This is a genomic window from Enterococcus sp. (genome assembly GCF_032555305.1).
Taxonomy (GTDB): domain Bacteria; phylum Bacillota; class Bacilli; order Lactobacillales; family Enterococcaceae; genus Enterococcus_A.
This window is the reverse complement of the sequence record NZ_JAWGOQ010000001.1, coordinates 221,336-235,053: the sequence shown is the minus strand read 5'-3', so window position 1 is coordinate 235,053 and position 13,718 is coordinate 221,336. Positions and strand designations below refer to the sequence as shown.

Genomic DNA, 13,718 nt, shown 5'->3' with positions numbered 1-13,718 from the left:
TTCATTCCCTTCTTTCCTCTTGATTCTCATTATCGGCTGCTTTCTCAACATCTCGTTCAAAGACCCGCAGCCATTTCTGTAGCCAAGTGATCTTTAGCCCAAACTCATGAGCATTCTCTAAAATAGAGCCAATTTCATACACGATCAAGAGCACTGTCCAGATCAAGGCTACATTGATCGGTAAGGTGATGCCCACGATTGGCGCGACCTTGTCTAATGCGGCGGCGCAGATGATGGTGGAAAAGGTGATAAATTTGGTGAATAAGCCAAAGAGATTAATAGAAGAGACCCACGTGTGGCTTTTCAGCGCTTTGATGTAGCCGGTCGTTAAGTCTAAGCCGACCATCGTTAGGAAAACACCCATTAATGGGAGACTTCCGCCTAGTAAATAGGTAAAAAGATTCATGTAAGCATTCCTCGCTTTCTAATTTTAATTAATCACCACCTGCGAGTAATTCGCAGGCGGAATTGAAGCATGTTCCCTACGCAATATTCGGTTTTCAAGGATCGGAGTTAATCGCGAAAAAGGTTATTCCCGCGGGAGAATGGGGGGATCCTCCTTATTGCGGTTCGTCCTGCTAAAGAATCGTTTCAGCCAGCCTTCTTTCCTGTTGGTTGATGCGGATACAGGCTGTTCTTGTGAGCTAGAAGTCGGCAGAACAGTCTCCTGTTCGTGTTTCTCAAGCGTTGGACAAGTAAGTTCTACACGAGGAAAATCCTTTTTCTCCGTATTTTTTACTTCCACCATATCTGTCAATGGTCGTACAAGCGTTTGCTTCACTGAGCCCAGTAAAGGGACGGGAGGAGTAATCAACCTCTCTTTTTCTTTAGGCTGAGCTGTTGCTTCCTCAGTAATTTCAAAACAGCGCACTTCTTCACAGGTTGGTTCTTGAGCGGGTTTGCCATAATAAGTAAGCCCCTTTGTTTCATGTTCTGGATCAAATATTAAGGTATCGATGGTGGTTACGACCTTTGCGGTCACGATAGAATCAAATAGGTTTACGCCTTTTTCTGTACAAATGTCTAGTTTTGTTAGTAGTTCGCAAGCTTCTTTGATCTTTGGTACCGGCAGGTCAGGGTCGAGCCCTTTATATTTCCAATCATGCGTCCCGCCATCACCTTTTCCAAAGGTTACGATTAAATCCTCGGTCATTGTTTTTTATCCTTTCTTTGATTATTTTTTCTGCGTAGGTAGTGAGTATCAAGGTTCGTTGGTTTCTTCGGGACGAGCAAATGAAAAGAAGGAACGGACTTTTGACACGACTGTTTCACCGAATTTTCTTTGTGGAAGAACTTTTGAACTCAATGTTTTCCACTCAGGTGCCATAAAGTAGTCTTCAAAATAATGGAAGAAGCGCTTCATGGTGCGAGTCGCCTTGGTATTCATAAACAATTCACGGACAAGATCCTTCAGAAAGTGATCAAACTCCGTCGCCCCCAGCTGGTTTCGAACCTTGAGAGTCAAAATGTATTGAATCGTGACACTACTGTTTTGTGTAGCTTGATAAAAATTCGTGATACGTGTTTCCAGTGTTTTCGGTTTTAAATTGAATAGCTGTCGGAACGACAGGGGGTGGATCTGCATCATGGGTTTCTCATCCTCTCTTTTTAGTAGAGGAAGGCGGCAGCGCTACCGCCTTTCCTCAATCGTTGCTTTGTTGCTTTAGAAAATAATTCGTTCTGTTGTTTCGACGTATTTGGCGGTTTCTACGGTGTGGAACATCTCGGCACCGTCTTTTTGACAAAGCTTTACGTCGGTCATTTGTTCTAACAGACCTTTGATTTCGGTGTCGGTTTTCAATGTGTTTGGATCTTTAAAGCTCCAAGTGTGATTCTTGCCAAAGCTGTTTTTAAATGTTGCGACGATTTTTAGCATGTAGTTTCTCTCCTTTCATTATTTTGTGTAGCGTGATTGGCTGGTCAAAACTACGCCGTACAATTCGCTGCCTTCAACGGCTAACCCTTTCATGATCTCGCCTAGTTCAAGGACTTTTTCCTCGCTTGGCTCTTCGATCACATTTGAGAAGGTGATTTTCTCGATTTTTTCTCCGCCTGCGTCGATCTCTACTTGTAGTTTGTTTCCGATGTGTTGAATCATTGTAATTCCTCCTGATTTTGTTTTTTTGTTCCGGCCGGTGACTAAAAGATAGTGGATTTCCAAAAAAGACACGAACCGCAATTTCGATCAAAATCTTCAATTTCGAACGTTTTGGGCTTGAAAACGTTGAAGGCACGTTCGAGGCACTCGAAATTGGTCCTTTTTCGTGAGCATTCGCGTTTGACATAAGGAAATAAAAAGCGGTATGGTTAAAAGTTTTGGCAAACATCCTCTGTTGAGAAACAAAAAAAGTCTGGATGACAGTCATCCAGACATAAGATATTATTGCCAATTTTCCCAATGAAGATTTTGCGGGTCCGTTTCTAAGGACTCATAGTAATGGAGAAAGCGCGCATGCTGGTACCGTCGATGGAGCTCACCTTTGCGAGTGACAAAGGCTTCCAACAAGGGGCGTTTGGCTAAGCTGTGGGCAAATGCAGTATTCGGCAATGTCAGATAATCGATGGGACGATGCCCAGGCATTGTAAAATGAAACTTCTCCTGGCGAATCGCTGCTAGGATGCCGCAGGCAAGTTCTCCTCGCAATAACGCGTAGTACCGTTTAACAGGGCTCGTTAGCTTGATCCCATTCAAGAGCTGAATGTAGTGCAGCCCATCAACACTATAGATATTGTCGATTTTCAATGGATTGACCCAGACACTATGGGTTCCTCCCTCCAAAGGACAGAGGGCAAAGTACGGACAAACCCAAGGGATTTTGTACTTGCCGAAGTAGCCAGTATCCTTGAGGACAGAGCAAAGTGTGTTGTAATCAGGAAAGTTGTGAGCCAAGGCAAATTGTTGCAACGTAACCGCCGCTGTGTAACGATTGATGAACACCTCATTCTCCGCAATGATCAGCACGCCCAGCTGATCAGGAATTGGAATAATACAAGAAATCTCCTCCACCATCAACGGATCGAAGACCTCCGCGAAAGCAAGAAAATCCTCCCAAGCCCGTGTTCGCGTTCTGTCATCCAAGAGTTCTTCAAAGCTAATTCTATTCATGTTACATCCCCCTTATCGTTCTTTTGTAAAGCGCTTACTTTTGTTTCTACTAAAACTATAGAATAGCCAGAGAGAATGTAAAGAACGGTTTTCAGCGATAAAAGAAAATAAAACGAAAAAATAAAGGATGGCTGCTTTTTTATAAAAAGAAAGAACGTAAATTTAACATTATTTTCTGACAGTTAAAATGGCGTATGACAAACAAAAAAAAGGCATCTTCTCATTCGTTTAGAGATGATGCCTGAACATATAGGTAAAATTGATGATTGATATAATTGTTATTTTCGGGCAAAATGTTACATAGTTTGATTAAAACCATGAATATTATTCTTCTTCTAAAACAATTATCTAATAAAAAAGTGAATTGATTTGATTTAATTATAAGATACCGTTTAAGAATAATCAATATATAGTTTTAAATTATTAAAAAAAGATATTTGTAATAATTCGGTAACTTCTAATCGCTTAAAAAGGCGTTAGAAAGAAAGTGAAAATACGCAAAGAGATCAATTATTTGCCGTCAATTAAGCCGTCAGGAGGAAATAATAATGCGCAAGGGAGAAAACATTTACAAACGAAAAGATGGACGTTGGGAAGGTCGATATAAAAAAGGCTATAAACCCAATGGACAAATTAAATATGGCTATATCTATGGAAAAAACTTTCATGAGGTGCGAATCAAACTTTACACATTGAAGGCTCATTACCATACCCAACAAGAAATCTATGGAGATGCCTGTATTCCTTTTAAAGAATGGGGGAAAGGTTGGTTACAGGAAATTCAAAATGATGTAAAACCAGCGACGTATAGCTCGTATCACTATAAATTGTCTACGTATGTCTTTCCTCTTATTGGAGGTTTGTTTTTAAACGAATTGACTGCTGAGGAAGGAAAAAAACTCGTTCAGCACTGGATCGAACGAGGGTTAAATCCATCCACGATGCAGGTAATCCTCAGAATCACGAATAAATGCCTGAACTATGCGAAAGAAAAAAATAAGTTGAAGGAGAACCCTTTTTCAGAATTGAAATTACCTAAAAAAAGTACAAAAAAAATCCGAGCACTATCGAAAAAAGAACAAGGTAAGCTGGAAAAGGTCGCGCTAAAGGAGAAGAAGAATGTAGGATTACCAACGTATCTAGCATTACACACCGGACTCAGAATCGGAGAGATCGCTGCTTTACGTTGGAATGATCTTGACTTTGATCGCAACCTGATTCATGTCAGTAACACCTACCAACGGATCGCATTGGCGTTAAACAATCAAAAAACACAATTAGTCATTGGTTCGACAAAAACCAACTCCGGAGCCCGCACTATTCCAATGGGGAAATCCGTGCGAAGGGAGCTTTTAAAGCATCGGCGGAAATCAAAGGGAAGCTTTGTCTTTTCGGTGAACAATCATCCAGTAGAACCACGCTTGTTAACCTATCATTTCCATCAGATTCGTAAGAAATGCGGATTGGAAGACGTGCACTTCCATCAATTACGTCATACGTTCGCTACTCGCTGCCTTGAAGCCCAGAGTGATATCCTATCTGTTAGTTCACTACTTGGTCATGCCTCAACTAAGCTGACGTTGGATACCTATGCGGACTCAATGATGGAACAACGAATCGAAGTCATTGATCAAATGGAGAAGACACTTAGAAAATCCGCTTAAATATCGTCTGTTTTTTTTAGGTTTTCCCGCTCAATACACCCCCGCTTTTTGTCTTCTCGTAGTAAGCGCTTACTAACATTTCCTTTTAAACGATTCATTTTTATTCCGCTAAATTATTAAAAAAGAATCCATTGAAATTAGGAAAAATTCACAAACGTTCTTAAACGCCGTCAATTGCCGTCAATACTCTCTATAAATGGTGAGAAATCAACGTTTTTAGGCTGAATCATGGTTTTAATCAAACCTAGTAAGTAATTCTCGAATTATCACCAAAAAGTAGGGTGGATATACCTTAGTTTAATATCAAATGTACAACATGTACATTTCTGATATACCAAAATTAAATTATTTTAAGGAGCGAAAAGAGATGAATAAGAAAAAATTAGTGACAGGCTTGTTAAGCACAGCATTCATTGGTGGTGTGTTGGTTACGACAGCATTACCGGCAGATGCGGCGACCTATGGTGGACAATCAAATGGCTCAGTTTCATTTAAGAAAGGGACTTTGGTCACACCACCGATTACACCACCCGTTGTGCCACCTGTAACACCACCAGCATCAGATTTTGGATTGATCTATGTACCAAAAGAATTTAACTTTGCGGAAACAGCAGTACCTTCAACGGTTCAAACGGCGCCTACTACAATTGCGATTGATAGCAACTGGGAAGGCAGCCCAGCTACTGACACTGGTGGAGCAGGCGGTACCAATACGACAACGAAACATTTCTTGGTCGGTGATGTTCGTGGTACCCGTGCGGCAGGTTGGAAACTAGAAGCGAAATTAACGGCAGACTTACAAGATAGTGGTTCTGGTAAAAATCTGACTGGGGCAACAATTACGATGGCGCAGGGAATTAACTCAATGGATCCGACTACTTGGACAGCTTCTGCTACAACTCCAAGTGCAACTGTTCATACACCAGATACAGTAACAGCAGCTGTAACCTTGAGTACAACCACCAGCACGATCATGAGTGCTTCTGGTGAAACTTCAGCAAGTGCAGCGGATGGTCGCGGTGAAGGTTACTGGCAAGGAGAGTTCACCAATATCAACTTGAATGTTCCTGCGGCTGCAATGAATGCCGTTGCGGCGGGAGAACAGTATGAAGGTACTGTGGACTGGACTTTAACAGATTCTATCTAAATAGTAAAAAAGGGCAGGCTGAAGTTGCATCGCAGCTTCAACCTGTTCGTGTCTAAAGGAGCCAAACATGAAACGACTACTCCCGATTTTAAGTTTATTAGCACTGATTCTTTTTCCACTTACTAGCTACGCGGAAGACACCAAAGAATCACAGGGGATTACAGAAAACGAAAAACGTGCCGGCTTCACGGTACAGGCGGTCTTGCCTGAGAATCAGATCAATGATCGGGTAAGCTTTTACCATTTGTTGGTTCAACCAGAACAGAAACAGACGATCGAAGTGAAGATCATGAATAATTCTGAGAAGAATCAAACATATAAAGTTGAAGTCATCAATGCGGCGACCAATCGCAACGGACTAATCACTTACGACGAGCGGGATAAAAAGCCGGATGAAAGTATGAAGCTGCCGATTGCGAATGTGGCGAAGCCTAAGAATAAAGAGGTAAGTGTTGAGGCGTTCTCAGAAGGAAAAGCGGAAGTGGATATCCAAGTGCCTTCTGACACTTTCTCGGGAATTCTTCTAGGCGGTATCCGAATATCTTTGAAGTCTGATGAAACCGAAGAGGAATCAAAAGGGATGTCCGTGAAAAATACGTACGGCTATGCGATCGGTTTGGTATTAACAGAACAGGACTCTGCACCGATCTATGGTGAGACGGAGTTGAAACTACAGAAGCTCCAACCAGAGATTGATTATGGTAGCAAAGTTTTGGAAGCCAGTATTCAAAACCCTCATCCAGAAGCGATGCAGAACTTAACAGCAGAAGGAAAGATTGTTCGTAAAAAACAGAAAAAAGCACTGGCGGATAACAAACTAGAAAATGTTAAGATTGCGCCAAACTCTGTTTTTCCTTTTCAAGTTGACTGGGGCATGCAGGAAGTTTCAGCGGGAGAATATACCTTTATTGGAAAAATCAAAGGAGAAACGAAAACTTGGAACTTCGAACAAGATTTCACGATCACTCGTGAAATGGCGCAGAAGATGAATAAGCAGACGGCTTTCCGCATCTTTATTCCGAGTTGGTGGACAACTAGTTTCTATGTATTAGGAACACTTACCGCAGTCGTGACTGCTTGGCTCGTTATTCGCCTAGTCAAACGAAAGAAAGGAAGGGAGTTGCATGAAAAAGAATAGAATATGGTTCATTCTTGTGGGGGTGTTTTGTTTAGTAACAAGTGGTGTCACTGTCTACGCGACAAGTTACAATACGCAAAACCATGTCGGGGTTAAATTTTTGGATTCTACAAGTACGACAACTTCAACAACGCCTAGTAGTACCAGTAGTTCCACCACTGATTCAAGCTCGTCTAGTTCTTCTAGCACAAGTAGTCCCGTACAGAGTTCCTCTTCACTGCCGGACACTAATCAAAAGAAAAATGGATTTACATGGTGGTGGAATGATGATGGTGGTACTTCAGGTGGAACAACACGATACTACGCAGATGACAAGCTTCTGCCGAGTACAGGAGAGTTGATTTATTTAGCATTACCATTTGCAGGTATTTTTTTACTGATGTTGGTTTTCTTCTATCTTAAAAAAGAGAGGAGAAAAGCTGATGTATAAAGTGCTAAAAACATTTGTTAAAGCAGCAACTCTGTTGGCGATAATTACCACAATCACGTTAGGACCAGTAGCGAATGCTGTAGTAACCCTAAATGAACCTGAAAAGGATGTCGGGATCAAACTTTTAGCAAAAGATGGTTCGGAGTTATCTATTCCCTTAACTCTTTCCGCAGAGTTAATTGAGAGAAGTGGATATACAGCTAATAGCCCATGGGTTTTCACCGAAATAAGCAATGTGCCAGCAAACATAACCAAACCCAGTCCATTAATAAATGAATTTTCTATTAAGCTACCTGCATATAGCAAGAGTATTTCTTTTCCGTCAATGAATAACTCCGCAAGTATTGATAGATTGATTAATAATGTCAAAATAACTGGAACAAATACTCGGCATATCAAATCATTTGTCACTAAAGCAGGTAGTAATAATTATAATATTTATAATTGGAGTCAAAATAACGCTGATCCTCCCTCTATGGTAACAACTCCATTTTCTGAAAGTAATGGGGCTTACTATTTTGAGAAGCAACCAGATGATTCTTATTTATCTAGGTCTCCTACGATTTCAGGTACTTATACAAGTCTCCGTCTTGGGAGGTTAAGGATGGTTGAGATAAGTATGAGTAATAGTACTTTGATTAGTAGACAATCATTAGTTTTTGGTGATCAAGGAGATACAAATTATTATTACGCTGACTATCATCAAGTAAAGGAAATTTTTGAAAATACATCTGGGGGACTGATCACTCCTCCGCCTGGCTATACTCAAAACAAAGTATCTGATGTCACGTCAGATCCCTTCACTTATACGATGTCTGGGGGAACCGCGTTACCTAAGTCTTATGTGATTGGTTCCAATATCTATACGTATCAAGGATGGTACAAGGGGGTAGGAAATCAAGCATCTATCTCTAGCACGTTTCCTCCAAATGTGACTTTTGGTTCTGAATTTGATGATGCAAAAGATGAGGTGCATCTTGTTTATGACGTAAAAGCTGCACGAACGGTGACTGAACAATATATTGATGAAAGCAGTGGTATGATTGATCCATCATGGAATGGGACGGTGTCTGTTCCTACGGGTTCGACCTTTACTCAAACACCTGCCGATCCTAAAACTGATTCTAGTGGAACGGATTGGGAGTACTTGGGTTGGAAATTAGGTACAGAACCAATGACTTCAATGCGTCCTAAAACAACTCCTGTTTCTCAGGTAATCAATGCGAATACGACGATTCAATATGTCTATAGAAAGAAACAGCACACACTAACAGAAAAAATTGTCGATGTTGTTGATGGAACAACCTTAATTGGTGTTATACCAAATCCAAATACGGTAGCTACGGATGATAATGATACCTATACAAAAACACCCGCAGCTACACTAACAGATACTTCTAGCGATGATTGGGAGTATGTTGGATGGGAAAATGTGACAGACGCACCAGGTACAGTAAATTTGGCAGCTACACCCGTTTCAATAGCGAATATAAAAGGGAATAAAGAAATTAAGTATCATTATCGCTTGGCGAAAACTACTGCAACGTTGGATTTGACTCCAACTCCTCAAATAGTTGCGAGTGGGGGTACCGTCAACTGGACATCAAGGTTGACTAATACTGGATCGACTGGATTGAAGGATTTAAAACTAAAAGCCACAAGTAATTGGGCTGCTGGTTTATCTGCTCCAGTTCAAGTAACGGTGACACCAGCTAGTGGTGCGGCACAAAATTACACGATTTCACCGAGTGATTGGGTGAGTGGATTTAATCTGACTGGGATCAATATCCCAAATGCTGGACCAAATAACTATGCGGATATTACCTTTACAGATACTGCTACAGGCGCTGTGAATCAAGTCCTGCCAGCTGAAATCGAAATCGATGGAAATATGGCAAGTCCGTTAACCGCTGAAAATTTCGTACGCATTGACGATCCAGACGAACCAAACTTGAATCCATCTGGAACAGCAGGATTGATCAATATTCCTGATTTCCGTTTTGGGGATGTAGAAGTGAAACCCTATGCACAGTCTAAGGGATTAGATAGTGGTTCTTATCAATCAGGCTATAATCCTTATATCCGTTTCATGGATCAGGAAAGTTTAGCGGGTTGGTCACTGACTGCTAAGCTTGGTCAATTTACGAGCGGATCAAAGACATTGCCAACAACGACGACAATCCAACTGAAAAATGGCGATTTGAAAGAAGTTCAAAACTACAACAAGCACAACGAATCATTATCAAGTGTGACTTCTGCGGGAAATAAATCTATTCCTTCCGATGGCACAACCGTCGCATTGACGAATGGTTCTTCGCAAGGGATCTATCAATTGGATTATGCTTTTGGTGATGTAGAGCTGGATTTATTAGCCCATTCAGGTGTAGCCGGTTTATCTTACACAGCCACTATGGATTGGACACTAACCACTGCACCATAGGAGATGCCGGTCCAACTTTTCGCAGTTTGTTGAAGTTTGTTGTAAATACTTTTTTCATCAGAATAAACGTATGCAGAGTCTAAGTTAGATGGTATACGGCGTGAGAAACAAACGGATTTTTGTCAAAAAATCAATTCCTTATTACGAACAAGGAGAGCGTATCTATGTACAATTATGTCTGGCTGTCTGCGGGAATGGGCGTGCTAGCTCTAGTGCTGGCGATCTTTTTCTTAGTCAAAGACCTGAGTTTTTGCGAGCAGACACAACAGAAAAAAGTAACGTATCTGATCGCTAATTGGGGAATGTTTCTCTTAGCGATCGTATGGATCGGGTTAAGCATCAGTCTTTATATCCTGATCCAAAATCAATTAAACGGGTAACCAAGGCCGCTCGATTTTTCGGGCGGTTTGTACATACAATCTACAAAAACGAGGTGGAAAATGAATCGAATCTTGATCTTAACAAGAAATATTTCTGTCGAGAGCTGCTTGCAGGAGCAGCTGCAGAAATTGAACTACGAAGTGTTGGTGTCTGTCTCTAGTTGGGAGAACTGGGAGAATTCGGGGAAGATCGATCCGTTCTTGAAGTCTTTTCAATGGATCTTTTTGAGCGAGACGATTTCTGATAATCAAGCACGAGAGTTTGGGGAACAATTTCGTTCAGACTGTTTAGTGCGAATCGTTGGAGAAGAACCTGCTGAAACAGTGATTTCTGAGTGGCGTGAGTGGCATATTTCAGACTGGGTATTGGCGGAGGCTTCTTTGGAACGACTGAGAGAGAAGCTAAGTCACAAAACCTTGGTCCATCAAGTCGAATTTTCCAATGGAAATCTCTTTTATGGCGATCAGTCGTTATCCGATACTAGGAAAAAAGCTTTTCCCTTATACTTTTCAGATGTTCACTTCACGAGACTTGAAAAGGAAATTATCAATCGATTAGTCGCAGCGAAGGATTTGACCTTGGCTAGGGACGATCTTTGTCATGGTTGGCGGTCAAAGAATCAAAATTCTAAATTGAGTCAATTATCCTCCTCCATCACCAGAATCAGGAAAAAAGTGATGGAAGCCTACGGAATTGAAGATGCGGTGAGGACAATGTGGGGGGAAGGCTATCAATTGAATAGCTATTTCTATCAATGCCTGTTAAAAGGGGAATTTCGAAATCATCCACAAGGCGTCAGTACCTAAGAAGGAATTAGAGAGAAGGAATGTACATGAGTCAGATCCTATTATTTACTAAAAATCCACTGAATGAACAACCATTTGAAGAGCGTTTGCATCAGTTGGGACACGAAGTCTTTACCACAAAAATGATGATCGATCTGTGTCTGCTGGAGAACGCCAATAATGAGTTTATCCGCATTTTCCACCAGATTGTTCTAAGTGAAACAATCGCGAACGCCGAAGTCAAAGAACTCGTTAGAACACTAAAAACCTTTTCGATCCCGATCTTCCGAAAATCTGATGAAGTTTTGAAAGAAGCCGATTTACACGAATGGGAAGAACTGGGTATCAGTGATTGGATCGAAAGTCGACCATCTATTGAAGTGCTTAGAGAGAAGCTTAGCTGTGACAACGTTAGAAACGAAGGCAAGCTGATCCTCTTACCGAAAACAGAAGACAAGCGATCATTGTCCAGTCTCAATTTGAGCAGTGGAGAACTAAAGCTTTTTCGCATTCTGTACCAGCAACAAAAGCAAACGATCTCACGAGAAGAGCTGTGCCTACGCATGTGGAATAAGGACAAAACCAATTCCAGCATGTCCCAGCTATCCGTGATGGTAAAGCATTTGAAGAACAAGCTGGCAGGGCAGAAGATCGATGGACCAATCATTGAGACCTGTTGGGGGCAGGGGTATCGAATGCATGGAGCGGTCTATGAGCAGGTTTATGTAGATTCGGCAGAGTTGAAGTATGGCAATGAATAAGAGGAATACTGTCGAAGCGCCTACTATCCTTAGTTGAATAAGGATAATAGGTGCTTTATTTGTATTGTCATTGCTCACTGGTTTACGTGCTGAGATGATTGAGCAGAATGGAATTTAACACTGAGACAGAAAAAAATACAGGATTTCTATTGAGCTAAGGGATGATCAGTCATCACGTTTATTTCTCACTTGTAAAACGAGTGATATTAATGAAATCTCAATTGATAAGCGTATGTTGCTATTGAAGGTATGATTTTCTTAAAATAATTTACAGTACGCCCAGTACGTGCTAGAATAAAATCGTCAGGAGGTAGTGTAATGCCCATGACAGTGAGAGAGGCAGAAAGTCTGCTCAAAAAGGCTGGCTTTGTCGAAGTTGATGGTGGAAAAGGTTCTCATAGAAAATTCGTTAAGGCGAATTTTCCGCGACCTGTTATACTCAACAGCCACTCTAAAGAGCTCTCCCAAAGAGTTGAAAAATCTGTTCGCAAGGCAGTAGGACTTTAGCCTGCTATGTCAATCAAAAAAAGGTGGAATTGTAATGAAAAAAGTATATCCGGCTATTTTTGAAAAAGATCCTGTTGGCTTCGGGATATATTTCCCTGATGTAGAGGGAGCTGTTACCCAAGCTGAAACCATTCCTGAAGGGTTAGAGATGGCTTCAGATGCATTAGGAATAATGCTCAGCGATTTGATCGAAAAAGGCTATTCTTTACCTGAGCCGAGTGAAATCAATGATCTTACTATAAATCGCGAAACCGAGTTTGCTACATTGATTCCTGTAGAACTAAACGATTATTTGAAGGATGCTAAACTAGATAAAAAAACAATCAAGATTCCTCATTGGCTGAATGTACGTGCCACCAATGAAAAAATCAATTTTTCAAAAACGATGGCAGATGCTTTGGAAGAAAAACTAAATATTTAATAGACTGGTTATTTGTTTGAGAAGTGTAGCGGAAATTAATCATGAATGTTTTTTGAGCACTTACCTTCTGATGCAGTAAACTCCTTCAATACTTTTTTACTTGAGGCCTGTTGCCTGAGCATTCAACACCGTCATTTTTCGCCATCCGTTTCAATGGATTGATCGATTCAAAAACAGAGATACTTCAAACAAACGGGGAAAGAGTTTGAACAGGTGTCAAAAAAAGCAAAGAAATTTCTCGATTGCGGTGATTCAAAAAATGGGTATCGTTTATTTGTCAGAAATTTACTATCATACTGTTTAAAGAGTAAAGATAACTTGAAGAATTATGCTACGTACGTTGCGATGTACATAATAACGTACATATAGAAAGAGGTGCTTGTCATGGAAGTAATTACACCAACGAATTTAAGAAAGACGTTATTTGAAACTTTGAAAGGCGTAGCAACTAATAATAGTGAGCTTGAAGTTACATTGGCGAATGAAGATGGGATAAATGATGGAGTAGTAATATTGTCTAAACGTGAATGGAATGCAATTCAAGAAGAATTATATTTGTATAGAACAGGTACGCTTGATAATGTATTTAGTCTTGTGGAAAGCGAATCTGAGGATGATTTTGAGGAAGCGTAATTGAGTGATTGGAAAGTATTCGTTCATAAGGAAGTTAAAAAGAAGCATTTATCACTGTTAGAAAAAATCAATCTACTATCTGACTATGAAGAAATCATCGAAACGCTAAAAAAGAATCCTTATACGCAAGTTAGAAAATTCGAGCAATTACGACCTAAAAACAAGTTAATGTATTTTATGAGAATCAATGGAAAACATAGAGTTGTCTATACGATTGATAAGAAGAATAAAGTAGTAAAAGTATATTCAGCGTGGTCACACTATGAAAATAATATGCCAAAATAGAAAATACGAAAAGAAGTCGG

The 13,718-nt window shown here is 40.5% G+C and carries 18 protein-coding genes; 12 read left to right on the top strand and 6 right to left on the bottom strand.

Annotated features, from left to right (window positions below; all coding sequences use genetic code 11):
• Position 1: 1 nt before the first annotated feature.
• The 6 genes from E6139_RS01175 to E6139_RS01150 form a co-directional block, all read right to left on the bottom strand.
• Positions 2–406: a phage holin family protein gene (locus E6139_RS01175; RefSeq protein WP_316401207.1), complete on the bottom strand. Its 405-nt coding sequence runs from the start codon at positions 404–406 to the stop codon at positions 2–4.
• A 123-nt stretch (positions 407–529) separates the two neighbouring features.
• Positions 530–1,153, bottom strand: coding sequence for a hypothetical protein (locus E6139_RS01170; RefSeq protein ID WP_316401206.1), 624 nt, complete (start codon positions 1,151–1,153; stop codon positions 530–532).
• Between the two features lie 48 nt (positions 1,154–1,201).
• Positions 1,202–1,588 (bottom strand): hypothetical protein, encoded by a 387-nt coding sequence (locus E6139_RS01165; RefSeq protein ID WP_410470502.1) that lies wholly within the window; start codon positions 1,586–1,588, stop codon positions 1,202–1,204.
• Positions 1,589–1,663: 75 nt separating this feature from the next.
• Positions 1,664–1,876 carry a DUF2922 family protein gene (locus E6139_RS01160; protein ID WP_316401205.1) on the bottom strand — a complete coding sequence of 71 codons (213 nt, stop codon included), beginning with the start codon at positions 1,874–1,876 and terminating at the stop codon, positions 1,664–1,666.
• An 18-nt stretch (positions 1,877–1,894) separates the two neighbouring features.
• Positions 1,895–2,098, bottom strand: a complete 204-nt coding sequence (locus E6139_RS01155) for a hypothetical protein (RefSeq protein WP_316401204.1) — start codon at positions 2,096–2,098, stop codon at positions 1,895–1,897.
• Positions 2,099–2,380: 282 nt separating this feature from the next.
• A complete protein-coding gene (locus E6139_RS01150) occupies positions 2,381–3,106 on the bottom strand; it encodes a hypothetical protein (protein ID WP_316401203.1) in 726 nt (241 codons plus the stop codon).
• Between the two features lie 548 nt (positions 3,107–3,654).
• Between E6139_RS01150 and E6139_RS01145 the strand changes: the two genes are divergently transcribed.
• The 12 genes from E6139_RS01145 (at position 3,655) to E6139_RS01090 (ending at position 13,698) form a co-directional block, all read left to right on the top strand.
• Complete coding sequence (locus tag E6139_RS01145; RefSeq protein WP_316401202.1) at positions 3,655–4,770, top strand: site-specific integrase; 1,116 nt, start codon at positions 3,655–3,657, stop codon at positions 4,768–4,770.
• Positions 4,771–5,137: 367 nt separating this feature from the next.
• Entirely contained in the window at positions 5,138–5,917 is a 780-nt protein-coding gene (locus E6139_RS01140) for a WxL domain-containing protein (RefSeq protein WP_316401201.1), read from the top strand.
• A 67-nt stretch (positions 5,918–5,984) separates the two neighbouring features.
• Positions 5,985–7,055 carry a DUF916 and DUF3324 domain-containing protein gene (locus E6139_RS01135; RefSeq protein WP_316401200.1) on the top strand — a complete coding sequence of 357 codons (1,071 nt, stop codon included), beginning with the start codon at positions 5,985–5,987 and terminating at the stop codon, positions 7,053–7,055.
• Entirely contained in the window at positions 7,042–7,485 is a 444-nt protein-coding gene (locus E6139_RS01130) for an LPXTG cell wall anchor domain-containing protein (protein ID WP_316401199.1), read from the top strand. The genes E6139_RS01135 and E6139_RS01130 overlap by 14 nt, the downstream gene beginning before the upstream one ends.
• On the top strand, positions 7,478–9,925 hold the full coding sequence (locus E6139_RS01125) for a WxL domain-containing protein (protein WP_316401198.1): 2,448 nt from the start codon (positions 7,478–7,480) through the stop codon (positions 9,923–9,925). The genes E6139_RS01130 and E6139_RS01125 overlap by 8 nt, the downstream gene beginning before the upstream one ends.
• Positions 9,926–10,089: 164 nt before the next feature.
• Positions 10,090–10,305: a hypothetical protein gene (locus tag E6139_RS01120; protein ID WP_316401197.1), complete on the top strand. Its 216-nt coding sequence runs from the start codon at positions 10,090–10,092 to the stop codon at positions 10,303–10,305.
• Positions 10,306–10,365: 60 nt separating this feature from the next.
• Positions 10,366–11,112, top strand: coding sequence for a winged helix-turn-helix domain-containing protein (locus E6139_RS01115; protein ID WP_316401196.1), 747 nt, complete (start codon positions 10,366–10,368; stop codon positions 11,110–11,112).
• Positions 11,113–11,138: 26 nt separating this feature from the next.
• Complete coding sequence (locus tag E6139_RS01110) at positions 11,139–11,852, top strand: winged helix-turn-helix domain-containing protein (protein WP_316401195.1); 714 nt, start codon at positions 11,139–11,141, stop codon at positions 11,850–11,852.
• Positions 11,853–12,170: 318 nt separating this feature from the next.
• On the top strand, positions 12,171–12,359 hold the full coding sequence (locus E6139_RS01105) for a type II toxin-antitoxin system HicA family toxin (RefSeq protein WP_316401193.1): 189 nt from the start codon (positions 12,171–12,173) through the stop codon (positions 12,357–12,359).
• 34 nt (positions 12,360–12,393) lie between these two features.
• Positions 12,394–12,780, top strand: coding sequence for a type II toxin-antitoxin system HicB family antitoxin (locus tag E6139_RS01100; protein ID WP_316401192.1), 387 nt, complete (start codon positions 12,394–12,396; stop codon positions 12,778–12,780).
• 384 nt (positions 12,781–13,164) lie between these two features.
• Positions 13,165–13,413: a prevent-host-death protein gene (locus E6139_RS01095; protein ID WP_316401191.1), complete on the top strand. Its 249-nt coding sequence runs from the start codon at positions 13,165–13,167 to the stop codon at positions 13,411–13,413.
• The gene (locus E6139_RS01090; RefSeq protein ID WP_316401190.1) at positions 13,414–13,698 is read left to right on the top strand and encodes a Txe/YoeB family addiction module toxin; all 285 of its coding nucleotides are present in this window, start codon (positions 13,414–13,416) and stop codon (positions 13,696–13,698) included.
• The last annotated feature ends 20 nt before the right edge of the window (positions 13,699–13,718 follow it).